The organism is Salinibacterium sp. VpJ6, assembly GCF_059767345.1.
Map to the genome: position 1 here is coordinate 1599690 of NZ_JBSOQL010000001.1, position 26654 is coordinate 1626343.

27 protein-coding genes, 2 tRNA genes and 1 pseudogene are annotated in these 26654 nt (G+C 58.4%); 18 read left to right on the plus strand and 12 right to left on the minus strand.

Annotated elements, in window-relative coordinates:
• Positions 1 to 14 precede the first annotated feature (14 nt).
• From ACWTV1_RS07880 to rpmH, 5 genes are read right to left on the minus strand one after another with little or no spacing between them, the layout of a single operon-like run.
• Positions 15 to 545: a Jag family protein gene (locus ACWTV1_RS07880; RefSeq protein WP_498504808.1), complete on the minus strand. Its 531-nt coding sequence runs from the start codon at positions 543 to 545 to the stop codon at positions 15 to 17.
• A complete protein-coding gene (gene yidC, locus ACWTV1_RS07885) occupies positions 542 to 1519 on the minus strand; it encodes a membrane protein insertase YidC (RefSeq protein ID WP_498504809.1) in 978 nt (325 codons plus the stop codon). The genes ACWTV1_RS07880 and yidC overlap by 4 nt, the downstream gene beginning before the upstream one ends.
• A 7-nt stretch (positions 1520 to 1526) precedes the next feature.
• Positions 1527 to 1838, minus strand: coding sequence for a membrane protein insertion efficiency factor YidD (yidD, locus tag ACWTV1_RS07890; protein WP_100387782.1), 312 nt, complete (start codon positions 1836 to 1838; stop codon positions 1527 to 1529).
• Positions 1835 to 2176 (minus strand): ribonuclease P protein component, encoded by a 342-nt coding sequence (gene rnpA, locus ACWTV1_RS07895; protein WP_498504810.1) that lies wholly within the window; start codon positions 2174 to 2176, stop codon positions 1835 to 1837. The genes yidD and rnpA overlap by 4 nt, the downstream gene beginning before the upstream one ends.
• Before the next feature lie 9 nt (positions 2177 to 2185).
• Positions 2186 to 2323 (minus strand): 50S ribosomal protein L34, encoded by a 138-nt coding sequence (rpmH, locus tag ACWTV1_RS07900; protein ID WP_022895130.1) that lies wholly within the window; start codon positions 2321 to 2323, stop codon positions 2186 to 2188.
• A gap of 287 nt (positions 2324 to 2610) precedes the next feature.
• Here rpmH and dnaA point away from each other — a divergent pair, with 287 nt between their 5' ends.
• From dnaA to ACWTV1_RS07965, 13 genes and pseudogenes are all read left to right on the plus strand, one after another.
• Positions 2611 to 4029 carry a chromosomal replication initiator protein DnaA gene (gene dnaA / locus ACWTV1_RS07905; RefSeq protein ID WP_498504811.1) on the plus strand — a complete coding sequence of 473 codons (1419 nt, stop codon included), beginning with the start codon at positions 2611 to 2613 and terminating at the stop codon, positions 4027 to 4029.
• 326 nt (positions 4030 to 4355) lie between these two features.
• A complete protein-coding gene (dnaN, locus tag ACWTV1_RS07910; RefSeq protein WP_100387780.1) occupies positions 4356 to 5501 on the plus strand; it encodes a DNA polymerase III subunit beta in 1146 nt (381 codons plus the stop codon).
• A 3-nt stretch (positions 5502 to 5504) separates the two neighbouring features.
• Entirely contained in the window at positions 5505 to 6401 is an 897-nt protein-coding gene (gene gnd, locus ACWTV1_RS07915; protein WP_498504812.1) for a phosphogluconate dehydrogenase (NAD(+)-dependent, decarboxylating), read from the plus strand.
• A gap of 11 nt (positions 6402 to 6412) precedes the next feature.
• Positions 6413 to 7576 (plus strand): DNA replication/repair protein RecF, encoded by a 1164-nt coding sequence (gene recF, locus ACWTV1_RS07920; RefSeq protein WP_498504813.1) that lies wholly within the window; start codon positions 6413 to 6415, stop codon positions 7574 to 7576.
• The gene (locus ACWTV1_RS07925; RefSeq protein WP_100387777.1) at positions 7569 to 8069 is read left to right on the plus strand and encodes a DciA family protein; all 501 of its coding nucleotides are present in this window, start codon (positions 7569 to 7571) and stop codon (positions 8067 to 8069) included. Before recF ends, ACWTV1_RS07925 begins: the two co-directional genes overlap by 8 nt.
• A 166-nt stretch (positions 8070 to 8235) precedes the next feature.
• The gene (gene gyrB / locus ACWTV1_RS07930; protein ID WP_498504814.1) at positions 8236 to 10230 is read left to right on the plus strand and encodes a DNA topoisomerase (ATP-hydrolyzing) subunit B; all 1995 of its coding nucleotides are present in this window, start codon (positions 8236 to 8238) and stop codon (positions 10228 to 10230) included.
• A 59-nt stretch (positions 10231 to 10289) separates the two neighbouring features.
• Entirely contained in the window at positions 10290 to 12866 is a 2577-nt protein-coding gene (gyrA, locus tag ACWTV1_RS07935) for a DNA gyrase subunit A (protein ID WP_498504815.1), read from the plus strand.
• Complete coding sequence (locus ACWTV1_RS07940; protein WP_100387774.1) at positions 12859 to 13266, plus strand: DUF3566 domain-containing protein; 408 nt, start codon at positions 12859 to 12861, stop codon at positions 13264 to 13266. The genes gyrA and ACWTV1_RS07940 overlap by 8 nt, the downstream gene beginning before the upstream one ends.
• 48 nt (positions 13267 to 13314) lie before the next feature.
• Positions 13315 to 13388, plus strand: a tRNA-Ile gene (locus tag ACWTV1_RS07945).
• Between the two features lie 29 nt (positions 13389 to 13417).
• A tRNA-Ala gene (locus tag ACWTV1_RS07950) sits at positions 13418 to 13490 on the plus strand.
• A gap of 225 nt (positions 13491 to 13715) precedes the next feature.
• Positions 13716 to 14087: a hypothetical protein gene (locus ACWTV1_RS07955; RefSeq protein WP_498504816.1), complete on the plus strand. Its 372-nt coding sequence runs from the start codon at positions 13716 to 13718 to the stop codon at positions 14085 to 14087.
• A 122-nt stretch (positions 14088 to 14209) separates the two neighbouring features.
• Positions 14210 to 14620: pseudogene (locus tag ACWTV1_RS07960) on the plus strand (SDR family oxidoreductase); the annotation flags it as partial.
• A 71-nt stretch (positions 14621 to 14691) separates the two neighbouring features.
• The gene (locus tag ACWTV1_RS07965; RefSeq protein WP_498504817.1) at positions 14692 to 14886 is read left to right on the plus strand and encodes an SDR family oxidoreductase; all 195 of its coding nucleotides are present in this window, start codon (positions 14692 to 14694) and stop codon (positions 14884 to 14886) included.
• A gap of 106 nt (positions 14887 to 14992) precedes the next feature.
• Here the strand turns inward: ACWTV1_RS07965 and ACWTV1_RS07970 are convergent, their stop codons facing one another.
• Entirely contained in the window at positions 14993 to 15538 is a 546-nt protein-coding gene (locus ACWTV1_RS07970) for a hypothetical protein (RefSeq protein ID WP_341618635.1), read from the minus strand.
• Positions 15539 to 15671: 133 nt separating this feature from the next.
• Here ACWTV1_RS07970 and ACWTV1_RS07975 point away from each other — a divergent pair, with 133 nt between their 5' ends.
• Entirely contained in the window at positions 15672 to 16211 is a 540-nt protein-coding gene (locus ACWTV1_RS07975) for a peptidylprolyl isomerase (RefSeq protein ID WP_100387770.1), read from the plus strand.
• A 191-nt stretch (positions 16212 to 16402) separates the two neighbouring features.
• Positions 16403 to 17050 (plus strand): rhomboid family intramembrane serine protease, encoded by a 648-nt coding sequence (locus tag ACWTV1_RS07980; protein ID WP_498504818.1) that lies wholly within the window; start codon positions 16403 to 16405, stop codon positions 17048 to 17050.
• Positions 17051 to 17109: 59 nt separating this feature from the next.
• On the opposite strand, the gene ACWTV1_RS07985 is transcribed toward ACWTV1_RS07980, so the two are convergent.
• Positions 17110 to 17340 carry a cell division protein CrgA gene (locus ACWTV1_RS07985; RefSeq protein WP_100387768.1) on the minus strand — a complete coding sequence of 77 codons (231 nt, stop codon included), beginning with the start codon at positions 17338 to 17340 and terminating at the stop codon, positions 17110 to 17112.
• Positions 17341 to 17421: 81 nt separating this feature from the next.
• On the opposite strand from ACWTV1_RS07985, the gene ACWTV1_RS07990 reads away from it, so the two are divergent.
• Genes ACWTV1_RS07990 through ACWTV1_RS08000 form a run of 3 tightly spaced genes read left to right on the plus strand, consistent with a single transcriptional unit; the run spans position 17422 to position 18985 of the window.
• The gene (locus tag ACWTV1_RS07990) at positions 17422 to 18195 is read left to right on the plus strand and encodes a class E sortase (RefSeq protein ID WP_498504819.1); all 774 of its coding nucleotides are present in this window, start codon (positions 17422 to 17424) and stop codon (positions 18193 to 18195) included.
• Complete coding sequence (locus ACWTV1_RS07995) at positions 18195 to 18353, plus strand: hypothetical protein (protein WP_169925787.1); 159 nt, start codon at positions 18195 to 18197, stop codon at positions 18351 to 18353. Before ACWTV1_RS07990 ends, ACWTV1_RS07995 begins: the two co-directional genes overlap by 1 nt.
• Complete coding sequence (locus ACWTV1_RS08000) at positions 18350 to 18985, plus strand: anthranilate synthase component II (protein WP_498504820.1); 636 nt, start codon at positions 18350 to 18352, stop codon at positions 18983 to 18985. Before ACWTV1_RS07995 ends, ACWTV1_RS08000 begins: the two co-directional genes overlap by 4 nt.
• A gap of 64 nt (positions 18986 to 19049) precedes the next feature.
• Here the strand turns inward: ACWTV1_RS08000 and pknB are convergent, their stop codons facing one another.
• The 5 genes from pknB to ACWTV1_RS08025 form a co-directional block, all read right to left on the minus strand.
• Positions 19050 to 20774, minus strand: a complete 1725-nt coding sequence (pknB, locus tag ACWTV1_RS08005) for a Stk1 family PASTA domain-containing Ser/Thr kinase (RefSeq protein ID WP_498504821.1) — start codon at positions 20772 to 20774, stop codon at positions 19050 to 19052.
• A gap of 69 nt (positions 20775 to 20843) precedes the next feature.
• Positions 20844 to 22532 (minus strand): protein kinase domain-containing protein, encoded by a 1689-nt coding sequence (locus ACWTV1_RS08010; protein ID WP_498504822.1) that lies wholly within the window; start codon positions 22530 to 22532, stop codon positions 20844 to 20846.
• Entirely contained in the window at positions 22529 to 23983 is a 1455-nt protein-coding gene (locus tag ACWTV1_RS08015; protein WP_498504823.1) for a peptidoglycan D,D-transpeptidase FtsI family protein, read from the minus strand. The genes ACWTV1_RS08010 and ACWTV1_RS08015 overlap by 4 nt, the downstream gene beginning before the upstream one ends.
• Positions 23980 to 25425: an FtsW/RodA/SpoVE family cell cycle protein gene (locus ACWTV1_RS08020; RefSeq protein WP_100387763.1), complete on the minus strand. Its 1446-nt coding sequence runs from the start codon at positions 25423 to 25425 to the stop codon at positions 23980 to 23982. Before ACWTV1_RS08020 ends, ACWTV1_RS08015 begins: the two co-directional genes overlap by 4 nt.
• The gene (locus tag ACWTV1_RS08025) at positions 25409 to 26653 is read right to left on the minus strand and encodes a PP2C family protein-serine/threonine phosphatase (protein ID WP_498504824.1); all 1245 of its coding nucleotides are present in this window, start codon (positions 26651 to 26653) and stop codon (positions 25409 to 25411) included. Before ACWTV1_RS08025 ends, ACWTV1_RS08020 begins: the two co-directional genes overlap by 17 nt.
• Position 26654 lies beyond the last annotated feature (1 nt).

A 26654-nucleotide genomic window follows, 5' to 3' on the forward strand; every position in this document is an offset into this window, starting at 1 on the left:
TGTTTCACGTGAAACTATGAACGAGTAATGACGGTGTGACGGTCGCGGCCTTCACCGCTGGACTGCGAGACGAAACCGCGCTCAGCCACAACATCGTGAACGAGCTTGCGCTCGTACGACGACATCGGGGGGAGTGCGGCGGAATCAGATCCCGCTTCGATGCGCGCAACTGCCGCATCGACAAGCTTCGAGAGTTCCACAGCACGAGCCTCACGCGAGCCCCCGATGTCCAAAATGAGACGCGAGAACGCGCCGGTCTTGTTTTGAACCGCAATTCGGGTGAGCTCCTGAAGTGCTGTGACAGTGTCAGGCTTGGAAAGCAGACGAAGGTTAGTGTCTTCGCTCGACGTTACCGATACATAGGAGCGACCGGCCCGCGCATCAATCTCGATGTCGCCATCGAGGTCTGCAATATCGAGCAGCTCCTCGATGTAGTCAGCCGCAATATCGCCCTCTTCTTCGAGTTGCGCGGTAGTACGGTCTTCGCGATCGTCCACGGGAGCGGACTCGACAGCGGTGGTCTCGGTGTCAGAAACGTTCGTCATTTCTTCTTTCCCTGCTTCTTCTTCGCACGGTTTTTGCTAACGGGTTGTTCCCGCTGCGGGTTCTTAGGTTCTTCGATCACGATCGTGCCGGCATCGGGAGTTTCTTCAACGATGCCCTTGCGCTGGTTGCGCTTAGCAAGGCGCGCTTCTCGAGCGAGTGCTGCTTCACTGCCAGGGGTGGGCATGTTGCGAATAACGAGGAATTGCTGACCCATGGTCCAGAAGTTCGACACCAGCCAGTAGAACATCACGCCAAGTGGGAATGTGAATCCCGAGAAGGCGAAGACGAGGGGGAGTAGGTACAACATGATCCGCTGCTGGCGGTACATGGGGCTAGCCTTCATCTCTGCCGACTGGTTCTTCGACATGATCTGAAGTTGCGTGATGAACTGCGATCCAGTCATCAGGATGACCATGATGACCGCAGTAATGATGACCGCTACGTTGCCCTCTGCCGTGCTGATCGCGAGGTGCAGGGGAGCGATGTCAAACAGCGACGAGGTACCGAAGGATTCTGAGAGCTCGGCGTTGAGGAGTCCAACACCCGGGGCATTTCCCTCAAGCTGTGCGTTGCGCAGTACTGAGAAGAGACCGAAGAAGATCGGCATCTGCAGAAGAAGAGGAAGGCAGGAACTAAACGGGTTGGTACCCGCGTTCTTGTACATTGCCATAGTTTCGCGAGACATTGCCTCACGAGAGAACTGATCTTTCTTGCCCTTGTACTTGTCCTGAATCTTCTTGAGCTGAGGCGCGACTTCCATCATGCGACGCTGGCTCTTGATCTGGCGCACGAAGACTGGAATCAATGCTGCACGCACAACGAGGACGAGGCCGACGATCGAAAGAACCCAGGTCAGGCCAGCATCCGCATCCATACCCAAGAAGGTGAGGATTTCGTGAAAGGCGACGAGGATTGCCTCGATTACCCACTTGATCGGCCAAAGCAGATTGCCAAAGAAAGCAAAAAGATCCATGAAGTGGTTAGCCCCTTTCGTGGCTTGCGGCTATAACAAAGCCGAACCGGGTGATCTGGTAGCGGTCATGCCGGCGAGCCGGGATGTCATCGATACCGCCCTCTGCCCAAGGGTGGCAGCGAAGGAGTCGACGAGAGCCAAGCCACACACCACGGATAACACCGTGCTGCTGAATAGCTTGAAGAGTGTAGTGAGAGCACGACGGGTAATACCGGCAAACATCTCCATACAGCGGAGAAATTACTGCACGATAAATGCGCAGGATAAACACACAGAGGTTTCGCGGAATGAGCAGCGCGAACGTAACGACGGCGTTCATACCTTCACCACGATGCGGTCAATCCCTTCTGAGATCTCAGCCTGTAGCGTAGTCCACTCCGCTTGCGCGGAACCTGCCAGAGCCCGAACAACGATGTCCGCATTCGCGTGCACATCCGGGAGCAACTGAGCTGCCGCCGCCCGGAGTCGACGACGAACCCGGTTACGTACAACCGCGTTGCCTACTGCCTTGGAAACAATGAATCCAAAGCGCACGCCCTGAGACCTCTCGTTGTTCACAATGTGGACAACGCAGTGCGGTGCTGTAAAACGGCGACCCCGACGAACAACCAAACGAAAATCGCTTGGTAACGCGACGCGGTTCGCCTTAGACAGCACCGGACGAGATTACGCGGAGAGTTCGGTGCGTCCCTTACGACGACGCGCGCTCAAGATCGCGCGGCCGGCACGGGTACGCATGCGAAGACGGAAACCGTGAACCTTCGCGCGGCGACGGTTGTTCGGCTGAAAAGTTCTCTTGCTCATAGCTATATCTCCAAGGCCCAGCTCTAGCAGCCGGGAAGAATTGGTAGGCCCTAAGGCCGGAAGTCAACTGATTAAAACTACGGCGTTAAACGGATGCGGTCAAACCGCAATGTGAACAACGCCGCATTATCCACACAGAATACATCGGTATTGGTAACGACATGCTGTGGACAACTAAGGTGACTATCGGTGCATAACGGCCAAAAGATCGCAGTATTTCAGCGAGAATAGCTGTACTCACCAGTGGATAAGCCTGTGAGTAATTACTGCAGAGGGATGGGAAAAGAATGTCGGAAACACCCGACCCGACTAAGGGACTATGGCAAGTAGTTCTGACGCACCTCAACGGAGACGAGCGAATTACCCCGCAATTGCAGGGCTTCGTGAATCTGGTTGAACCTAAAGGTGTGATGGCTGGAACCCTCTATCTCGAGGTTCCGAATGAACTCACCCGCGGCATGCTGGAACAGCGACTGCGACAACCCTTCATTGATGCGATCACTGCCCTCGACGATTCGCACGGGGTCACCAACTTTGCGACAGTCGTGAATCCAGAGATCCAACAGGATGCTCTTTCCCAGGATCTTCCTCATACCGAGCAGCCCTACATTGAGCCCACGCCTCCGGCTCCCGTGGAAAAAGCGTCCTCCCCTCGCCGCAGTGACTCACGGCTCAACCCTAAATACAGCTTCGACAACTTCGTTATCGGTGGCTCAAACCGGTTCGCCCATGCTGCAGCAGTTGCCGTAGCCGAAGCTCCCGCCAAGGCTTACAACCCGCTCTTCATCTATGGAGGATCAGGTCTCGGCAAAACTCACCTCTTGCACGCAATCGGTCACTACGCCGAGAGCCTCTATCCCGGGATCCGTGTTCGCTATGTGAGTTCAGAAGAATTCACGAACGACTTCATCAACTCGATCGCTAACAACCGCGCCTCGGTATTTCAGTCGCGCTATCGCGAGATCGACATTCTGCTCATCGATGACATCCAGTTCTTGCAGGGCAAGGACTCCACTCAAGAGGCGTTCTTCCACACCTTCAACACTCTTCACGACCACAACAAGCAAGTGGTCATCACAAGCGACCTACCTCCGAAGCACCTCACCGGTTTCGAAGACCGGATGCGGTCACGCTTCGAGTGGGGCCTGATTACCGACGTGCAGGCGCCTGATCTCGAGACGCGCATCGCCATTCTTCGCAAGAAAGCGCAGAGCGAGAAGATGCAAGTGGGCAACGACATCCTGGAGTTCATGGCGTCGAAGGTGTCGTCGAACATCCGCGAGCTCGAAGGCACGCTAATCCGCGTTACCGCTTTTGCGAGCCTCAATCGCACCGAGGTAGATATGGCACTGGTTCAAACAGTGCTGAAGGATCTCATCACTCTGGATGAAGACAACGTCATCGCACCGGTCGACATCATTAATCACACTGCCGACTACTTCAAGCTCACGGTCGACGACCTCTACGGGTCTTCGCGTTCCCAGGCGGTAGCAACTGCTCGGCAGATCGCAATGTATCTCTGCCGTGAAATGACGAATCTGTCGCTGCCGAAGATCGGTCAGCTCTTCGGTAACCGGGACCACACCACCGTGATGTACGCGAATAAGAAGATCACGGAGCTCATGAAAGAGCGTCGTTCGATCTATAACCAGGTCACTGAACTGACCAGTCGCATCAAACAAAACCACCGATTCACTCAAAAATAGGTTTTCCCACTTGGGGATAACTTGGGGATAACCTCTCCAACTCGCCGGAAAGATTGTTGATCACAAGAATCTTTCTGTGGAATTGGAAATTCTTGTAACTCGAGTTTCCACGGAGAGTGCGACTGTTCTCCACGGCTCGTCAACAAGTCACACGGATGTAGTTTCCAGCAATTACAAGAATTTCGACGAGTTATACACACAATCCACAGCGGTTAAGAGTGTGACCTTTAAAGAATGAAATTTGAATCCCAAATAACCTGTAGTTCGCAAGTGGATCGGCTGTGCCAGTATTAACGGCCAGAGCGTGATCCGGTTAGGGGTAGTTCATGAAGTTTCAGGTCAATCGTGACGTCTTCAGCGAGGCGGTTTCGTTTGCGGTCAAACTGCTGCCGCAGCGCACAACGCTGCCCATTTTGAGTGGAGTCTTGATCGAAGCCACCGATGAGGGTCTGACACTGTCGTCATTTGACTACGAGGTTTCGGCTCGCACTCAGATCGTTGCTGAGGTTGAAGAGCCCGGTCGCATCCTCGTTTCGGGCAAGCTTCTCGCCGACATTGCAAGCCGACTTCCCAATGCTCCCGTGCGTTTTAGCACCGAAGAGAACAAGATCATCGTTGCCTGTGGCACCGGTCATTTCACATTGTCGAGCATGCCCGTCGAGGAGTATCCAAGCCTTCCCCAGATTTCCGACAAGGTGGGAACTCTGAAAGCGGATTTGTTCTCGGCCGCCATTTCGCAGGTCGCCGTTGCGGCTTCGCGTGACGATGTCACTCCGGTCATCACCGGTGTGCAGCTCGAAGTTTCTGAAAACAACATTTCGCTGGTCGCCACTGACCGCTACCGCGTTGCCGTTCGCGACATCGAATGGGATGCCGGCGCCTCGGGCGTTGAAACCGCGACCGCGCTCGTGCCGGCGAAGACGCTGATGGAGGTCGGAAAGACCTTCGGAAACAGCGGAGAAATTTCCGTGGCCATCACAAGCACCGATGAGCGCGAGCTCATCGCCTTCCAAGCAGACAAGAAAACTGTGACGTCGTTGCTCATCAAGGGAAACTTTCCACCGGTTCGCCGACTTTTTCCCGAGACTGTGGATAACTTCGCAGTCATGAACACGGGAGAGTTGATCGAAGCTGTTCGTCGTGTCTCTCTGGTGCTCGAACGCGAAGCCGCTTTGCGCTTCACATTCACCGAAGAGGGAGTCACTCTTGAGGCGATCGGATCTGAGCAGGCTCAGGCATCCGAAACCATCGATGCGTTCTTGACCGGTGACGACACTGTGGTTTCGCTGAAGCCACAGTTCCTCATCGATGGATTGAGTTCCGTGCACTCCGAGTTCGTGCGCATTTCGTTTACCAAGACGGAAAACCCGAACAAGCCAGGCCCCGTGTTGATCACCAGCCAATCGTCGAAAGACCAGCCGGGCAGCGACAACTACAAGTACCTTCTCCAGCCCAACCTGTTGTTGAGGTAGTTCATGGCAGACACCACGCACGTCGGAATCATCGGGCTCGGAAAAATGGGCGGCAACATGCGCGAGCGCATGCGAGCTGCCGGTCTTACGGTCACCGGCTATGACCCGAACGCCGAGGTCTCCGATGTTGCCGAACTATCTGACTTAGTGGATGCATTGCCCACCCCGCGAATCGTGTGGGTCATGGTTCCCTCGGGGCCAATTACCGACTCGGTGATTAGCGACGTTGCAGCACTTCTTGAGCCGGGCGACCTCGTCATCGATGGCGGAAACACCCGCTTCACCGATGACCAACTTCACCGAGACCAGCTAGCTGAATTGAAGCTTGAGTTCGTTGATGTTGGAGTTTCGGGGGGGATTTGGGGCCTCGAAAACGGTTACGGGCTGATGGCCGGCGGCGAAAAAAGTGACATTGAGCGCGCGATGCCGATATTCGACGCGCTTCGTCCTGAAGGTCCTCGCGATGAAGGATTCGTGCACGCTGGCCCTGTAGGTGCCGGACATTACGCAAAAATGGTCCACAACGGCATCGAATATGCGTTGATGCAGGCCTGGGCCGAAGGATTTGAACTGCTCGATAGCCGCAAAGATCTCATTGAAGATGTTCCCGGAACATTCAGGGCGTGGCAACGCGGAACAGTCGTTCGATCATGGCTGCTTGAACTCCTCGTGAAAGCACTGGAAGAAGATCCCGAGTTTGCTGACATCGCCGGTTACGTCGAAGATTCGGGGGAGGGCCGGTGGACAGTGCACGAAGCGCTCAACCAGGCGGTTGCGGTTCCCACTATCAGCGCAGCAATCTTCGCGCGCTTTGTCTCTCGTCAAGAAGACTCGCCCTCAATGAAGGCTGTCGCTGCTCTCCGTAATCAGTTCGGCGGGCATAGCGTCCGCAAGAGCTAAGCTCTGCCGCAATGCGCGTAACTCACGTCGAACTCAAAGATTTTCGCAATTACAAGGAGCTCACTCTCGAGCTCGGTGCTGGGCCGACTCTGATTGTCGGCTCGAATGGTCAGGGCAAAACAAATTTGGTCGAGGCGCTCGGGTTTCTGAGCACCCTCGGATCGCATCGAGTCTCCACCGATCATGCGATGGTGCGCCAAGCAATGGATGCCGCGATCGTGCGGGTGCGTCTCGAGCACAATGATCGTAAGTTCTTGGCGGAAGTGCAGATCAATCGCTCCGGGGCCAATCGTGCTCAGATTAATCGTTCCGTCATTCGCACTCGAGAACTGCCTCGGTACTTTTCCAGCGTTCTCTTCGCTCCCGAAGATCTCGCTCTCGTTCGCGGCGAACCGTCTGGACGCCGACGTTTCATCGATGACTTACTGGTGTTGCGGTCGCCGCGCTTTAGCGGAGTGATGAGTGACTACGAGCGCGTCGTGAAACAACGCAACATGCTGCTTAAATCTGCTCGCGCATCCGGGGTCCGTGACACTCAATTGAGCACGCTCGATGTGTGGGATGAACGGCTCGTGGCTTTTGGTTCAGAGATCATCAGTGCTCGAAGCGCGCTCATCGCCGATCTCAGCCCTGAAGTGGCTCGTGCGTACGAACAGATCGTCGGCGCAGATCATGGTGCATCGCTTGCTAATTCATTGAGCATTATTTCGCGACAGGATGACCCGGACAACGCTGTTGCGACCAATGCCGTCGGCGAAATAATTTCGGTCGCTGACGCGACGACAGCATTCACGGCGACCCTCGCTTCCGTGCGAAAAGCTGAGCGCGATCGTGCGATTACGCTGGTCGGCCCGCACCGCGATGACTTGATTTTCGGGCTCAACGGGTTGCCGGCGCGAGGCTACGCCAGCCATGGTGAATCGTGGTCGTTTGCGCTGGCGCTCAAATTGGCATCCGCTGAGCTGTTGCGTCGTGATTCATCAGCAGGCGACCCGGTGCTGATTCTGGATGATGTTTTCGCCGAACTCGACCAGTCACGCCGCGAGCGGTTAGCGAGTTCGATCTCCGGGTTCGAGCAAGTTTTGATTACAGCCGCGGTGTTTGGAGATGTTCCGGAGGAACTTGCAGCGAACGTCGTGCGCATCAAAGCTGGCGAGGTGATCGTCGGTGAATGATCGCGATCCCAACGTTGACGAACACGTTGCCGTGTATCTGCGATTTCGCGATGTCTTTGGCGACGCCACGAAACGTTCGTACATGGCGCGAAAGCGGAACAAGAAAGAGCCGGGGACCAGCGTTCCCTTTGCTCCAGGCCGTGATCCGCACGGATTGGGCGATGTGATGGACAGCCTCACTTCCAATATGGGATGGAAGTCCCCGCTCGCTCGCTCGGAACTCATTCTGGCGTGGACCACGATCGTCGGCGCTGAAACAGCGGAACACTCTGAACCGGTGGGAATTGAAGAAGGCGTGCTCACCATTCGTTGCGATTCCACAGCGTGGGCAACACAGCTGCGACTTATGCGCGGACACATCACTACGACGATTGCTCAGCAGCATCCAGAAGCGGGTGTGGAAACTGTGCGCTTTGAAGGCCCCAACGCCCCTTCGTGGAAAAGAGGCCCCAGATCAATTCCAGGTAGGGGCCCGCGCGATACCTACGGTTAGGGAGACAAAATAGGTCACGCCGCTAAAGAAACTCCCGTAGAACGCGATTTGACCGCCGCGACCGCTCGGAATTTGTTAGAATCTCAAGAGCCGTCGGACGCACCTCCTTATGGAGTTATCCGCTCTGAATGGCCTGTGTGAACTAGCGGCAGGAGCCTAACTTCCGATGACATCGACGCCCGAAAACGACGTGCCCGAGAGCCAGATCATTGCCAACGGTCATGTTGCCGCTGATAGCTATGGCGCCGATCAGATTCAGATCCTTGAGGGTCTTGAAGCTGTGCGCAAGCGCCCCGGTATGTACATCGGTTCCACCGGTCCTCGCGGTTTGCACCACTTGGTTTATGAAGTCGTCGACAACTCTGTTGATGAAGCCCTCGCCGGCTACTGCGACACCATCAATGTGTGGATTCGCAAAGATGGTTCCGTACGAGTCCGTGACAACGGCCGCGGCATCCCCGTCGACCTGAACCAACAAGAGCAGAAGTCGACGGTTGAAGTCGTCATGACAATTCTGCACGCTGGTGGAAAATTCGGCGGTGGTGGCTACGCCGTATCGGGTGGACTCCACGGTGTGGGTATCTCTGTTGTTAACGCGCTGTCGGAGAAAGTTGAAACCGAAGTTCACCGCCAGGGCCACGTGTGGCGCATCGGATTCGAAAACGGTGTTCCGACAGGACCGCTGGCACAGGGCGAAAGTTCTGAAGAAACCGGAACCCAACAAACTTTCTGGCCGAGCAAAGAAACTTTCGAAACTGTCGAGTTCGATTTCGAGACCCTCCGCGCCCGCTTCCAGCAGATGGCCTTCCTCAACAAGGGTCTGCGCATCACGATCTCCGATGAGCGTGGCGAAGAAGAAATCACTGAGAGCTACATGTACGAGCGTGGCCTTGTTGACTACGTCGAGTACTTGAACAAGACCAAGAAGAACGAGCTCATTCATCCGGATGTCATCGCTTTCGAATCTGAAGACACCGATAAGAAGATCTCACTCGAAGTAGCGATGCAGTGGACCGGTGGATATTCCGAGAGTGTTCACACCTACGCAAACACCATCAACACTCACGAGGGCGGAACCCATGAAGAGGGCTTCCGGGCTGCGCTGACCACTCTCGTCAACCGCTACGCCCGCGAAAAGAACATCATCAAGGAGAAAGACGACAACCTTTCCGGCGACGACGTTCGCGAGGGTTTGACCGCCGTTATTTCCATCAAGCTTGGTGAACCTCAGTTCGAAGGCCAGACCAAGACCAAGCTCGGTAATACCGAAGCGAAGGCCTTTGTTCAGCGCATCGCCGGTCAGCAGCTCGGTGACTGGTTCGATCGCAATCCCACTCAGGCCCGCGACGTGATTCGCAAGGCGATCCAGGCATCGCAAGCTCGACTCGCTGCTCGCAAGGCTCGCGAGCAGACCCGACGTAAGGGACTCCTTGAATCGAGCGGAATGCCCGGAAAGCTGCGGGACTGCTCGAGCAAGGATCCTTCGCTCTCCGAGATATTCATGGTTGAGGGTGACTCGGCTGGCGGCTCCGCCGTTCAGGGACGTAACCCCGAGTTCCAGGCAATTCTTCCGCTGCGAGGCAAGATCCTCAATGTCGAGAAGGCGCGTCTTGACCGTGCTCTCGGCAACGCCGAAGTTCAAGCCATGATCACCGCCTTCGGTGCGGGTGTCGGCGAAGACTTCGACCCCGAGAAGGCTCGGTACCACAAGATCGTCTTGATGGCCGATGCTGATGTCGACGGCCAGCACATCACCACGCTGCTGCTGACCCTGCTGTTCCGCTACATGCGTCCGCTTATCGATCTCGGTTACGTCTACTTGGCTCAGCCGCCGCTGTACCGCCTGAAGTGGAGCAACGCGCAGCACCAATACGTCTACAGCGACGCTGAGCGCGATGCGCTAACCGAACTGGGACTTTCCGAAGGTAAGCGCATGCCCAAGGACAACGGCATCCAGCGCTACAAGGGTCTTGGTGAGATGGACTACAAGGAACTGTGGGAAACCACGATGGACCCCGCCACTCGCACGCTGCTCCAAGTCACCTTGGATGACGCTGCCGCGGCCGACGAAATCTTCTCGACTCTCATGGGTGAAGACGTTGAGTCTCGCCGAAACTTCATCCAGCGCAACGCCAAAGACGTCCGCTTCTTGGACATCTAGCTCTCACCGAGCTCTCGGCGCCCGCACTCGCGACAGATACAGACTGGAACTGAAATTTAATGGCTGACGAAGAAACTCCGAAGAAGACCTTCGAAGACGCACCCGTAGACGACCGTCACGACAAGATCAACCAGGTTGATCTTCAACTGGAGATGCAGCGCTCCTACCTCGACTACGCCATGAGCGTCATCGTGGGGCGTGCGCTTCCTGAAGTGCGCGATGGTCTCAAGCCCGTGCACCGTCGCGTGATCTACGCGATGTATGACGGTGGCTACCGTCCCGACAAGGGGTTCTCCAAGTGCACCCGAGTCATCGGTGACGTGATGGGCCAGTTCCACCCGCACGGTGACTCGTCGGTTTACGACGCTCTTGTTCGTTTGGTTCAGCCGTGGAGCCTTCGCTACCCACTGGCTCTGGGCCAGGGAAACTTCGGTTCTCCCGGAAACGACGGCGCAGCTGCTCACCGTTACACCGAAACCAAAATGGCTCAGCTCGCCATGGAAATGGTTCGGGACATTGAAGAAGACACCGTCGACTTCCAAGACAACTACGACGGTCGCACGCAGGAACCCACGGTTCTGCCGAGCCGTTTCCCCAACCTTCTCGTCAACGGTTCGGTCGGTATCGCGGTCGGTATGGCCACGAATATTCCGCCGCACAACCTGCGTGAAGTGGGAGAGGGTGCCCTCTGGCACCTCGCCAACCCTGACGCGTCGAAGGAAGAACTTGTTGAGGCGCTCATTCAGCGCATCAAGGGGCCAGACTTTCCGACCGGCGCCCAGATTCTCGGCGTTAAGGGAATTCAGGATGCGTACCGCACGGGTCGCGGCTCGATCACAATGCGTGCCGTTGTTAACGTCGAAGAGCTGCAGGGGCGTACGTGCCTCGTCGTCACCGAACTGCCGTACCAAGTCAACCCCGACAACCTGGCACTGAAAATTGCCGATCTCGTCAAGGATGGCAAGCTCGCCGGCATCGCCGACATCCGTGATGAGACGTCGGGTCGTACCGGCCAGCGCCTCGTCATCGTGCTCAAGCGCGACGCCGTTGCCAAGGTTGTTCTCAACAACCTTTACAAGCACACGCAGCTGCAGGAAAACTTCGGCGCAAACATGCTCGCGATCGTTGACGGCATTCCTCGCACGCTCTCGATCGACGGTTTCATCACCGAGTGGGCTACCCACCAGATCGAAGTTATCGTTCGCCGCACCGAGTTCCGTTTGCGTAAGGCCGAAGAGCGTGCCCACATTTTGCGTGGTTACCTGAAGGCTCTGGATGCTCTCGACGAGGTCATCGCGCTCATCCGCCGTTCGCCCACCGTCGAAGATGCCCGCAACGGCCTCATTGACCTGCTCGAGATCGACGAGATTCAGGCCCGCGCCATCCTCGACATGCAGCTGCGTCGACTCGCGGCACTCGAGCGCCAGAAGATCATTGACGAGCACGACGAGATCGAGCGCGAGATCGTTGACTTCAAGGCGATCATTGCAAGCAAGGAACGTCAGAGCAACATCGTCAGTGAAGAACTGACCGAACTCCTCGCTAAGTACGGCGATGACCGCCGCACCGAAATCATGATGGGTTTCGACGGCGACATGAGCATGGAAGACCTCATCCCCGAAGAGGAGATGGTGGTCACAGTCACGCGCGGCGGTTACGTCAAGCGCACGCGCAGCGACAACTACCGCAGTCAGCACCGCGGCGGCAAGGGCGTCAAGGGTGCCCAGCTGCGTGCGGATGACGTGGTCGATCACTTGTTCGTCACCACTACTCACCACTGGTTGCTGTTCTTCACCAACACGGGTCGCGTGTACCGTGCGAAGGCGTACGAGCTGCAAGAGGGTGGCCGCGACGCGAAGGGCCAGCACGTTGCCAACTTCTTGGCGTTGCAGCCCGGTGAAGAGATCGCTCAGATTCTCGACATTCGTGACTACGAGCAGTCAACGTACTTGGTTCTTGCTACCCGCAACGGTCTCGTCAAGAAGACCGCGATGGCGGAGTACGACACCAACCGCAGCGGTGGAATCATCGCCGTGAACCTGCGCGAGGGCGACGAACTCGTTTCGGCAATGCTCGTGGAGAACACAGACGATGTCTTGCTCGTATCTCGCAAGGGAATGTCGATTCGCTTCACGGCATCCGATGAAGCCCTGCGTCCGATGGGTCGCTCGACCTCGGGTGTCATGGGCATGAGCTTCCGTGAAGACGACCAGTTGCTGAGTGCCAGCGTTGTTCCCGAGAGCGGTTTCGTCTTTGTGGTCACCGAGGGTGGCTTCGCGAAGCGCACTGCCGCTGATCAGTACCGCGTCCAGGGCCGTGGTGGTTTGGGTATCAAGGTAGCCAAACTCGACGGAACTCGCGGCGATTTGGCGGGTGCTTTGATGGTCGGGGATGAGGACGAAGTTCTTGTGGTTCTTGCCAGTGGCAAGGTGGTACGCTCTTCTGTCGCTGAGGTTCCGGCCAAGGGCCGTGACACGATGGGCGTAGTTTTCGCCCGTTTTGCAGCGGAAGACAAGATCATTGCAATCGCACGAAATAGCGAACGAAATCTAGACAACAAAGAACTTGAAGCTGGGGACGATAGTGTTCCGAGTGAAGATGCCCCTGCTGGGAAGGACGAGTCGGTAGATGAGTAGTGTCGCAGAGAAGCTGCAGCGCAAGTCGCAGCGCCAAACATCAGTCAAACAGGTTCGCCTCAAGCTGGTGTACATCGACTTCTGGTCGGCCGTTAAGTTCTCGTTCCTCGTGGCAGTGTCGCTCGGAATCGTTCTGGTGGTGGCATCGCTCCTGATCTGGATCGTGCTCAACTCCACGGGAATCTTTGGAAAGCTCGATGAGATTTTGCGCGATGTTTTGAGCGACGAGTCCTTCAGCGTTGCGACAAGTTTCTCGCTGGGACAGGTCGCAGGATTCTCGTTTGTCGTGGCAATTCTCAACGTTTTGGTGGGTACTGCACTCGGCGCAATTGCGAGTATGCTTTATAACTTCAGCGTGCGACTGACCGGTGGAATCCTCGTGGGTTTCACTAACAACTAGTCGATTACGCCAAACGGGCAGAATGCGGTACTCTCGTATCTGCCCAATGGGGGTATAGCTCAGGCGGTTAGAGCGCTTCGCTGATAACGAAGAGGTCCGTGGTTCAAGTCCACGTACCCCCACTGGAATTTCCACAAGAAATTCCTTAAATGGGGCCTTAGCTCAATTGGTAGAGCGCCTGCTTTGCAAGCAGGAGGTCAGGGGTTCGATTCCCCTAGGCTCCACAGCACGACAACAAAAACCCCGGCCAGTTATCTGGTCGGGGTTTTTGCGTATCCGAACTCCGGAGCCAACTCTGGGATGGCCACACCGTCTTTGCGCTCGCCAATCCGAACGCCTACAGGCTGCTCTTCGGCTCAAACGCGGTTGCGCGGGCAGAGTCTGGCACCGAGGCTGTTCGGCTCCTGCAGGGCGTCCTAGAGCGTCTGGCGGCCCAAGGACGCCTGCGGGTGACACCCGAGGTCGCCGCGCAGCACGTGATGGCCGCAAACAGCGGTGTAGCGCTTGCCATGATTCTGCGACCGGAACAGAGCGACGACCCGCAGCTCTCCGAGCGGATGCGGGAGAGCGTCATCCATTCGATCCTTGTCGGTGGGGGAGCGGGTGAGCCATCGACCGCCGCTGCGCTGGCTGCGAAGGCTGAGGGTGCATCTGGCTCCAACTCAGAGGCGGTCGTGGCCGCGGCGATCACGCTGCGTGCGGCGCTACCCCGGCTGGAATCGCCGATCTTTGCCGGCGCCGAGCAAACGCTCTTCGATGAGTGGCTCGCTCGATTCAACACAGACGACACCGTTTCGATAGTCGAAGGAGCACATTCGTGACGTACAACGCGGAGAACAGGCACAGCGGGGAGCACGCGACAGCGGATGCTCTCCAGACCGACCGGGAGGCCTCAGAGCGGGTTGCGCTCGTGTTAGGTGGTTCCGGCGGTATCGGTCGCGCGGTGGCGTTGCGTCTTGCTCACGATCGCGTGGCGGTGGCCGTTCATTACAGCGGGAATGAGATCGGAGCGCTCGACATCGTGAAAGAGATCATTACTTCGGGCGGTCGCGCTCTCGCGGTAAGCGGTGACGTCGCAGACGACCGCGACGTAGCTGGCGCGTTCACGGCCGTCGAAGCGGAATTCGGCGGAGTCGACGTGGTCGTGAACACTGCCGGCATCATGACTCTGGCGCCAATTGCCGAGCTCAGCCTTGATGACTTCGATCGGATGCACCGCACAAATGTTCGCGGAACGTTCGTCGTTTCGCAGCAGGCCGCCCGTCGAGTTCGCGCCGGGGGAGCCATCATCAACTTTTCGACCTCGGTCACCCGCACGCAGTTTCCCAAATACGGGGCATACTGGGCGAGCAAGGGGGCGGTGGAAAGCCTGACCTTGACACTGGCACGGGAGCTTCGCGGCCGAGACGTGACGGGGTCAATGCGGTGGCTCCGGGGCCGACGGCAACCAGCCTCTTTCTTGATGGCAAGGACGACACGACGATCGAACGGCTCGCGCAGGCGACTCCGCTCGAGCGACTCGGGCAGCCTGAGGACATTGCTGAGGTTGTGGCATTTCTGGCGGGCCCTGCGCGGTGGATGAACGGGCAGGTAGTTTTCGCTAACGGCGGGCTTGCCTAGCCCCGTCCTTCAACGACGAAACAGTTCTGGCCCGATGCGCAAGAACCGGGCCAGAACTGTTTAAGAGGTTGTGGCTACACCGCTGGCGGTGAGCAGCAGAGAGAAGCTACGCAGTCTCTGCTTCGTCGTCAATCCACAGGTCATCGTCTGCGCGAAGCGTCTGCCAGGCGGCGTACGCAACGCCGACTGCAGCGACAACGCCGACACCGATGAGGATGTAGCGGCCAAAGCCAGCCGACTTCGGCTGAGGCTTAACAAGGCCAGTCTTTTCGCCCGCGGAAGCCGCGAGTCCGGAAACGCGAGCGAAGGCATCCCGAACCTGCTGGTTCTTAGCTACTTCGAGCGCTGCGAGAGCTGTACCGAGCGCCGAGGTGACCGCAGGCAGTACGTCGCCCTTGATCTTCGACTTGGTGCTTTCGGCCGCTGAGCGCGCGCCAGCGACTGACGATGAGACAACGGGCTTCACCCGAGAGTCGATTGTGTTGTGAATCTTGGGGCTGACTTCTTCACGCGCGTAGTTGGCAGCCTGTTGGCTTGCCTCTCGTACTACGGCAGATGCGTGGTCGAGCAGCTCTTTCTGGTCATGCCAAAGGTCTTCAGCTTGACCTTTCAAGCGCTTGAGTTCTTTCCGGCGTTTGCGAGTTAGTGCCACGGGAAACCTCCAAAGATGGTCGAACGGTGACTCCATACTGCCACGGTGCCTTCCGAGTCCGCACTGCTTTACCTGTGAGCAGGCTGAATAACTGGTATCTGAGGCTCAGGTTCGCTATGTAAGAATTGACGCTATGTCTCAACACACCGCAGTTGCCACGATCAAGACAAACCTCGGAGAAATCCGTCTCAACCTCTTCGGCAACCACGCGCCGAAGACCGTTGCCAACTTCGTCGGTCTCGCCAAGGGCGATATCGAATGGACCCACCCCGCCACCGGTCAGAAGACCACCGCGCCTCTTTACGACGGCGTAATCTTCCACCGCATTATCAAGCAGTTCATGCTTCAGGGTGGAGATCCCCTGGGTAAGGGCATCGGCGGCCCCGGCTACAACTTCGACGACGAAATCCACCCCGAGCTCGACTTCTCGGCTCCCTACATCCTCGCCATGGCGAACGCCGGCACGCGGGCGGGCAAGGGAACAAACGGTTCGCAGTTCTTCATCACCACAGTCGCTACTCCTTGGCTCCAGGGCAAGCACACCATCTTCGGTGCGGTTGCTGACGACGAGTCGAAGAAGGTCGTCGACGCCATCGAGGCAGTCGACACCGACGGTAGCGACAAGCCCCTCACCGACGTTGTCATCGAGAGCGTCACGATCGACGAGGTCTAACCTTCGTGACCACATCGCCGGATGCCAGCGGTAACTACTGCTACCGGCATCCTGACCGGCAAAGTTTCACTCTCTGCCAGCGATGTGGGCGCACTGTATGCCCCAGCTGCCAAACGCAGGCAGCTGTGGGCGTACATTGCCCCGAATGCATCAAAGAGGCCCGAGCCAATGGGCCAAAGCGCAAACCAGTCTTGGTTCGCGCATCCCGCGCCTCGCGGGGAAAGCCAGTAGTCACTTACACCCTCATCGGGATAACCGTCCTGATGTATTTATTGCAGCTGGTGTCTGACGGTCGGGTGTACCAAGCTCTCGCGTATTACCCGCCGTTCACGGCTGAGCAGCCGTGGCGCATGATTACCTCTGCGTTCCTGCACTCTCAGAGCAGCATCTTTCATTTGCTGTTCAATATGTTTACCCTCTTCATCTTTGGGCGCGCACTGGAGTTGCCTCTCGGTAGAGCGAGGTTTATTGCGCTCTACCTGATCAGCGCGCTCGGTGGCTCGGTCGCCGTGCTGCTGCTTGCGCCGCAGTCGGTCGTAATCGGAGCATCCGGAGCGGTGTTCGGCTTAGCCGCGGCGTTCTTTGTCATTCAGCGCCGCATGGGTGTGAATAACCGCCTGCTGCTTATCGTGCTGGCCGCGAACCTAATAATCGGGTTCATCCCCGGTTCCGGTATTTCCTGGCAAGCTCACCTCGGCGGGCTCATCACGGGAGCCGTGCTCGCACTCGTGTTCTTGCGACAGCGCAACAAGCCCTCCGCCAACCCGGAGATCGCTCTAGTCGCGCTCGTCGTCGCGGCTCTCATCAGCCTGACCCTCGTGCGGATCTTCGTTCTATAGGTGACTAAAAGTTATCCACAGGTTTATTAACACTGGGTATAACTACACGCGTGTAATTTCTAACGCCACCGTGTTGTCATGAGGAATCCGATGAAAAGGATGCCGAAGCCAACAAGAATGTTCCAGCTGCCGAGTGAGGCGACAGGCAACTGCTGGTTGCTCACGTAGAACACGATGATCCAGGCGAGCCCGATCAGCATGAAGCCGAACATGACGGGCTTGAACCAGACCGCGTTGGGAGCGTCTTCAGCGGGACGCGACGGTGATTTTTCTGCAGAATTACGGGCCATGGGAGAGATTCTAGCGCGAACGCCCTGAGTGACGAATGGCCGCGCGGAAACCAGTAGGAGACTGCGGATAGAATTGCGCCTATGGTTCTCGAAGACGGCCGCCCATCGCGGCGCAGAGCGAAAGCCGGCCGCCCTGTCTCCTTCATTGGAGTTCTCGGCGAAATCTTCATTACTGCCGGTGTTGTTGTGCTCCTCTTCTTGGTCTGGCAGACCTGGGTGAACAACATCTTCGTAAGCAACGCGCAGCGCGACGAAGCCGTTGAGCTGAGCCAAGAGTGGAACAAGGGCGAGGCTGTGAAGCTTGCGCCCGACGAGCGAGCTGATCCCGGCGTACCGATCGTGGACGAGGCTCCCGCGCGTGCCGAAGTGTTTGGCACCCTGATCGTTCCGCGTTTTGGCGCTGACTACACGCGACCCATCGCCGAGAGCGTTAGCCTCGAGCAGGTTCTCAATACTCGCGGTGTTGGCCACTACACCGGCACCCAGATGCCCGGTGAGGTCGGCAACTTCGCCGTCGCCGCCCACCGCACCGGTTGGGGCGACCCCTTCTACGACATCAATAAGCTTCAGATCGGCGACAGCATTTACGTCGAGACAGAAGCTGGCTGGTACCGCTACGTGTTCCGCTCTTTGGAATATGTGGTGGCATCCGGTGTTGGAGTACTTAACCCGGTGCCGCAGTTTGAAGGAGCCGCCGCGAGTGACCGCATCATGACGCTCACAAGCTGCAACCCCATTCACACCGCCGATGAGCGAATCATCGCCTACGCGGTCTACGACACTTGGTACCCCCGCTCAGAGGGAGCTCCCTCTGAGATCGCCGCGATCGCTCAAAACCTCGAAGGAGCTGGCTAATGTATGCAGCACTCTGGCGTGTACTTCCAGGCCCAGCACTCGTGCGGGTTCTGACTCTGCTGATCTTGGCGGCAGCGATTGTCGCTGTGCTCTTTGCGTGGGTTTTCCCGTGGGTGCTGCCCCTGGTAACCCCGCTGGATGCGACGGTGCAACAGTGACCCGCATCCTCGTCGTCGACAACTACGACAGCTTCGTTTACACCCTCAATGGGTATCTTCTCGAGCTCGGCGCCACAACAGACGTTGTGCGCAACGATGCTTTTAGCGCGGATGACGCGGCGGCAAGAATCGCCGAGTACGACGCCGTTCTTCTCTCGCCCGGTCCCGGCACTCCCGCCGACGCTGGCGTGAGCATCCCGATCGTTCATTCCGCCCTTGCCACGAGTAAGCCGCTGTTCGGAGTCTGCCTTGGCCACCAAGCGATTGCCGAAGCTCTGGGAGCTACGGTCACTCACGCCGACGAACTGATGCACGGCAAGACGTCGCAGATCGAGCACGACGACAGCCTCATCTTCCGCGATCTGCCGCAGCCGTTCACCGCAACGCGCTATCACTCGCTCGCAATTGTGGACGGGACTGTTCCCGACGAGCTCATCGTGACCGCACGCACCCCCGGTGGAGTAATCATGGCCGTTCAGCACGCCTCGCAGCCGGTCTACGGCGTGCAGTTCCACCCGGAGTCGGTACTCACCGAGGGTGGGTATCTGATGCTCGGCAACTGGCTCTCCGAAGTGGGGATGCCCGAAGCGCCTGCTCTGGCCAAGACGCTTACGCCCTTGGTGCATAACTAGCTGTTCTCTAGCTGCCGTGCATAGTTCGTAGCTATCGCGGTCCGCACCGGAACGGAGCGCGTTATTAGCCAGCGCAGTACTGGAGCGTGATCTCAGATTTCTGAGCTTGATCGCCCACGATCGACTGGTAACTCACGACGTTGCCTGAGCATCCGAAGTCTGCATTCAGCTTCACGCTGAGTTGAAGAGCGGTGAGGGTGCTGTTTGCTTCGCCAATGTCTTTACCCGTGACATCGGGCACCTGAACGAGACCGTTCGACACGACAAGGTTGACCGTCTCACCCTCGCGGATGATCGCGCCATCGGCCGTGCGCTCGGCATCGCCGCGCGGGTCAGAGCTGATGACGGTGCCCTTCTTGAGGTTAGGCGAGTACGTCTGCGAAGTAGACCCGTAGACAAGACCAGCCGATTCAAGCAGCTTGATGGCAGCATCTTCCTGCATGTTCGCCACGTTCGGAACGGTGACGGGAGTGCGGCCAAGGGAGACAATAACCTGAACTTCGAAGCCGAGGGATACCGTCTGGCCAGGGCCAGGATCGGTACGGATGATGACACCCTCATCGACGGTTTCACTGGCCTGGTTGACGCGCTTGGGAACCAGCTCGAGTTCTGTAAGTAGAGCAGCACCGTCGTCGTAAGTCATGGCAGCGACGTCGGGAATGTCGACAGCGCTCGTGCCACTGAGTTGTGCGGGGCTAAGGCTGAAAGCCCAGACCACAACAGAAACGATGATGACAGCCATCAGTGCAATGCCGCCCCAGATCCACGCGACGGGCGGGCGGTTCTGGGTGCGGGGCGTGCGGTCGTTCTCGTCAACGGCAAGTTGACGGAAGGTGGCATCGCTGCCCGCGGTGGCATTGGGGTTTACGCCGAAGAGGGTGGCGTTGAAATCTGTGGATGCGAGCTGCCTGCGCTCCGGAACGGAACCCGCCGCAGCGGACTCTACGTCGGTGCGGAATTCAGCAGCACTTTGGTAGCGGTCGAAGCGATCCTTCGCTAGCGAACGCAACACGACAGCGTCGAGTGCCGGCGACACCGCAGCAGTGGTTGTGCTCGGCGGAACGGGCTCGGAGTTGACGTGCTTGTAGGCAACGGCGACCGGGTTCTCTCCGCTGAAGGGAGGCTGCCCGGTGAGGAGCTCGAACAGCACGACGCCGGTCGAGTACAGATCGGAGCGAGCATCCACTCCTTCACCGCGGGCTTGCTCCGGTGAGAAGTACTGCGCCGTGCCGACGATGGCACTGGACTCGGCGATGGTAGCGGCAGAATCGGAGACCGCACGGGCGATACCGAAGTCCATGACCTTCACCTGGCCACTGTTGGTGACCATGATGTTGCCGGGCTTGATGTCGCGGTGAACGACGCCGGCGCGATGCGAATACTCGAGAGCGGTGAGCACCTGCGAAACGATGCGTGCTGCTTCTTCTGGTGGGAGCGGGCCTTCGGCAACGATGTCTTTCAGCAGTCGACCGTCGACGTATTCCATGATGATGAACGGGATGAGCGTCTCATGACCCGAGGGATCGATGACGGACTCTTCGCCCGCATCAAAAATACGAACGATGGTGGGGTGCGCCATCTTCGCTGCATCGTGGGCTTCGCGACGGAACCGGGTGCGGAACGCGGGATCGTTGGCGAGCGTGGGCTTGAGTAGCTTGATAGCAACCCGACGCCCGAGCCGTGAATCCATACCGAGGTGAACATCGGCCATACCGCCATGGCCGAGAAGCTCGCCAATCTGGTACCGCCCAGCGAGCTGGCGTACGCCCTGTGCAACGCCTTCGCTCACTGGTTCACTCCTGTTTGTTGTCGCGGAAAGTACCGGTTCAGTCTATCCGTTGGTAAACGTGATATTTGCTTACGGAGCGGTAACGCTCACGATGACCTGTTCTGACGCGGGTGACGAAAGATCCGTGCACGAAACCGAGTATGAGATCTTGGTTTCGACGTTGGGATCGTTCGGCAGCGTGATGTCGAACTGGGTATCGTTCGGTCCCCACGTCGATGAACCGGCGCTGGGGCCACCCTGAATCAGGAAGCTGTAGCCGGAACGTGGATGCCCGGCGGGGCAGTCCCCGTAGGCGTTCCACTTAACCGTCACGGTGTCACCCGGTTGGTAGGGCCCTGAGGGCTCCAAGAGGTTTGCTTGGGGCTGTGGCGGGGTAGGAACAACCGCGATCTCGTCGTAGAAGAACACCGTGATGGTCTCGCCCTGAGTGATATTTCCTGTGGGCGATGCCTCGTAGGAGAAGCCAACCTTTTCTGAGGAGGGGGCTTCGGTCCCGGTCTTGGCATCGAGGAGCAGGCCCTTTTCGGCAAGAACGGCCTCGACGGCATCCTGAGTTCGGTTGAGAACTTCGTCGGCACTCAACGCGACTTTAGTGGATGTCGGCGTCGGCTCGGGCTCTGGCGCTGCAGATGACGAGGTTGCCGTGTTCGTGGGGGGTGCTTCTTCATCTCCCGGGCTGGCGAGAAGCGCGATGATGACGCCGATCAGCACCACAGCAAGAAGTGAGATCACGGCAACGATGGGCCACGTCCACGGGTTGCGCGGCTTAGATTCCGCCGCGATCTCTGCGGCGGTAGCCGGCTCACCGGCAACGCCTACTGCACCGGCGGTTGTCAGTACGCGTGTGGCCTGAGTTGCGTTGCCGTAGTTGAGGCCGACGGTCGCGGCATGAGAGTTGTCTCCCATGATTCCGGGCACCGCTGTTGCGGCAGCGGCGATGTCGCCACGACGCAGTGATTGTGCCGCGCGTGAGAGGTGTGACGCGGATGCCGGACGGTCGCCGGGCGACTTAGCCAAGCAGGCGTACACAAGGTTGCGTACGGGCTCAGCGACAGTGATCGGCAACTCCGGTGGAGTCTCGTTGATCTGCGCCATGGCGATAGCGACTTGCGACTCACCCGTGAACGGGCGACGGCCGGCGAGGGCCTCGTAAGCGACGATGCCGAGCGAGTAGATGTCGGTGGTCGGGGATGCCGGGTGACCGCTGGCCTGTTCGGGCGAGAGGTACTGCACCGTTCCCATGACCTGACCGGTGGCGGTCAGTGGAACCTGGTCGGCGATGCGCGCGATACCGAAGTCGGTGATCTTGACGCGGCCTTCGGGCGTGATGAGGAGGTTTCCGGGCTTGATGTCGCGGTGAACCAGTCCCGCAGCGTGGGCAGCCTGAAGAGCGGCCGCAGTCTGCGCGACCATGTCGAGCACGCGGTCGGGGTCGAGCACACGCTCGCGCTCGAGAATGGCGCTGAGCGCCTCACCGGGAACGAGTTCCATGACGAGGTAGGCGCTACCGTCTTCCTCGCCGTAGTCAAAGACGTTTGCGATTCCTTCGTGGTTGACGAGAGCCGCGTGGCGGGCTTCTGCCCGGAAGCGCTCAAGGAAACCCGGGTCGCCGAGATACTCATCCTTGAGGATCTTGATCGCGACCGTTCGACCGATAACGAGGTCTGTGGCTTCCCACACCTCGCCCATTCCACCGATCGCTACGCGACTGGATAGCTGGTATCTGCCACCGAAAGTGAGTCCACTGGTCGGTCTCATCTGTTTAGCACCGCCTCTAGTACTTGACGCCCAATTGGTGCGGACAGGCCGCTCGAGGTACCGGACTGTCCCAGTCCGCCGCCGTCTTGCACCACTACCGCTACTACAACTTCTGGATCATTTGCCGGCGCGAATCCGGTGAACCACAACGTGTATGGCTCGCCTTCTCCGTTTTCTGCTGTACCGGTCTTTCCTGCGACCTCGACGCCATCAATGGCGGCAGTGTTCGCTGCACCGCTGTTGACCCCATCCACCATCATCTGGGTGAGTGCGGCCGCGGTTTGCGGACTTATTGCCTGATTGAACAGCGCCGGTTCGAAGGACTGGATGGTTGTGAGATCGGAGGAAACGATGCTCTCAACAAGATTGGGTTGCATGATAGTGCCGCTGTTAGCGATCGCCATCGACACCATTGCCATTTGGAGGGGAGACGCGCGCACGCTCGACTGGCCGAACGCCGAGAGCATCGTCTGCGGGCGGTCAAGGGCGCGAGGGTAAACACTCTCGGTCGAGACGAGAGGCACGGAGACACTCTCGTTGAAGCCGAAGGCATTCGCCTGCTCACGAATGGCATTCGAGCCGAGCTCGTCACCCAACTCAGCGAATGGAATATTGCACGAGAGGCGGATGGCCGTGGCGATCGTTGCCGTCGAGCCCGAGCCACAGGTGCCGCTGTCGGCATTGCTGATCTTGAAGGTGCTCTCGGGCAACTGCAATTCAGCGGGGTTCGGGAAGGTGCTGTCTGCGGTGTACTCGCCGCTCTCGAGAGCCGCCGCCGCCACGACCAGCTTGAACGTGGAACCGGGAGGATCAAGCGGCCCCGCGAGGGTGCGGTTGAAGAAGGGATCGTCAGAATCGTTGAGCAAACGGTCGTACGCATCGATGACTTCGCTGGTGTTGTGCACCGCGAGTTCGTTGGGATCGTACGAAGGCTTCGACACCATCGCGAGAATCTCGCCCGTCTTCGGGTTGATTGCCACAACGGCACCCTTGAGGTCGCCGAGTGCATCCCAGGCGGCCTGCTGAACAACCGGGTCAAGGGTGAGCTCCACGGCAGCACCCGTGGGGTTCTGGCCCGTGAGGATCGAGTTGACTTGGTCGAAGAACTGGTCGTTCGATGAACCGCTGAGGTAATCGTTGAGCGAGTTCTCGAGACCAGTGTTGCCCTGGTTCAAGGTGAGGTAGCCGGTAACGGGCGCATACAGCTCGCCCTTCGGGTACACGCGCAAGAACTTGAACTCGTCGTCCACGGGCTCTGAGTACGCGATCGGCTCGCCATTGACGAGGATGGGGCCACGTTCGGCCGAGTAGCTCGCATACAGAGTGCGCACATTGCGGCCATCCGCCTGAAGCTGATCGGCCGTAACGACTTGGATGACGGAACTTGAGATGAACAAGCTCACAAACATGATCAGCACGACTGTGCTCACTCGCTTGAGTTCGCGATTCACTGTCCCACCACCAATCGGTTCTCGATCGACGGCTCGATCACAAGCTGCGGCTGGTGGCGCACTGTGTCAGAGAGGCGCAGCAAGAGGGCCGCGATGATCCAGTTGGCAACGAGCGATGAACCACCCGCGGCCAAGAAAGGAGTGGTGAGTCCCGTCAACGGAATAACGCGCGTGACACCACCGATAACGACGAACACCTGAAGAGCGATCACGAAAGCGAGACCGACACCCAAGAGGCGGCCGAAATCATCTTGACCGGCAAAGCCGATACGGAATCCACGAGACACAAACAGAAGGTACAACGCCAGAATTGCGAAGATGCCGATAAGGCCGAGTTCTTCACCCAGCGACGCGACGATGTAGTCGCTCTCGGCGAGGGGCGTGATCTCGGGGCTGCCGCGACCGAGGCCGGTGCCGATGAGCCCGCCATCTGCCAGACCAAAGAGGCCCTGCACCAATTGGTAGCTGCCTCCCGTGGCTTGGTAGACCTCAGGGTTGAAGGGGTCGAGCCACGCGTCGATGCGGCCAGAAATGTACGTGAGGTACTGACTTGCTACGAAAGCACCGCCGAGGAACATGCCCATACCGAGAAGGATCCAGCTCGAGCGGCCGGTGGCAACGTAAATCATGACGAGGAACAGGCCGAAGTAGAGCAGGGCTGTTCCCATGTCGCGCTGGAAAATCAAGACGAGCATGGATGCCACGAAGACAACGATGATCGGGCCCAGATCACGGGCGCGCGGGAAGGTCATGCCGAGGAACTTGCGGCCGACCATCGAGAGCGAATCGCGAGCCGACACCAAGTAGCCCGCGAAGAAGATGGCCAGAGCGATCTTGGCGAGCTCACCCGGCTGGAACGAGAATGCACCAATCTGAACCCAGAGGCGGGCGCCGAAGCGGGTGTCGCCGATCACGGGAGCCAGCGGCAACAGGAGCAGAGCGATACCGCTGAACATCGCGATGTAGCGGTAGCGCTGCAGGATGCGGTGGTTCTTGATGATGATCAACACCGCGATAGCGATGACGATCGCAATACCCGTCCAGACGATCTGACGAACGCCGCCGCTGCCCCAACCCGTGGCCTCATCGGCAAGGTCGATGCGGTAGATCATGGCGATGCCGAGCCCATTAAGCACCGTGATGATCGGCAAAATTAGCGGGTCGGCATCCCGAGCAGTCACACGCAGCGTGATGTGCATCGCGAGAATGAGTACGCCGAGCAGCGCGGAAAGTCCCAGCACGGTGAATCCGAGGTGGCCCATGACGCCAAGCTGAACGAGAGCAATTGACCCGAGGTTGATCGAAATCGCGACAATGATCAGCAGCAACTCAAGGTTGCGCAGGCGGGCTGGCACCCGCAGTTTGAGGCGGATGTTTTCAGTGATCTCTCGTGGGCCGGCCGAAGCCGAGGCACGAGCGTCGGCGCTAGGGGATTTGGGCATCAGACAACATTCTTACGATGCGGCGGGCGTCTTCGATGTCAGTCGCGTTGATCGTGTTCTCGACGCTGGCACGCAGGTACAGCGGCAAGTCGACAGTGCGCACATCGCTGACTTGGTACACGTGCGAGAGGGAAATGGGGCCGATGTCTTGCTGGACGCCCTGGTAAATGGCGACCTTGCCATCTACGCTACCCACAAAGTGCTGCTGTTGCGTGTACTGGTAACCCAGGATGAGGCCCGCAGTGATCGCGGCAATCGTGAGGGTGATGAACGTGATCCACGAGATGCGGCGGTTACGAACTCGACGGCGGTCTTCGCGGATGATCGCCTGGTAGTACTCGTCAGACTCAGGCTCGAAGTGGCTGTCGTCGGGCTGCGTTGCTTTGAGCGGGTGCAGCAGCAGATTGGGCAGACGAACCGGCTTTTTGGCGATCGTCGGCTCGAAGGAGAGCGGGGATGCGGCCGAACCGACCATGATCGGCGGCTCATGCGCTGAAGACTCATCGTCACCGATGTCGACGAGCACTACGGTGACGTTGTCGGGAGCGCCCTGGTCGAGGCTTGCCTGAACGAGACGCTCAGTTGCCACTCGTGGATCTGTAACGCGGCGCAGGGTCGCGGCGATCTTGTCTTCGGTGACAAAACTGCTGAGACCGTCGGAGCACAGCAACCAACGGTCACCGGGCTCGGTCGTAAAAACTTCAGTATCGATCTCGGGAGACGCATCGACGTCACCGAGAACGCGCATGAGAACGGAGCGGCGCGGATGCACGGCAGCTTCTTCAAGGGTGATGCGGCCGCTCTCCACCAAACGTTGCACGAACGTGTGGTCGTGCGTCATCTGAGTCATCTCGCCCTTGCGTAGCAAGTAGATACGCGAGTCGCCGATGTGGGCCATGGCCATCTTGTTGCCAACGCGAATCATTCCGCTAACAGTGGTGCCCATGCCCGTGAGCTCATTGTGCTCAATAACGGTGTCGGAGAGGATGCCGTTGGCGGCAAGGAGAGTGTCGTGCAACACCTGAGCGGCGTCGTCTGCCGACTCGAAACTGCGGTCAGCTTCGGCTACGTGTTTGATTGTGATGGCCGAAGCAACATCGCCACCCGCGTGGCCACCCATACCGTCCGCGACAATAAAGAGATGGCTGCCGGCGTAGGCACTGTCCTGGTTGTTAGCCCGAACCTTACCCACATGGGATGCGGCAGCACTGTTGCCCGAAGTGGCCATT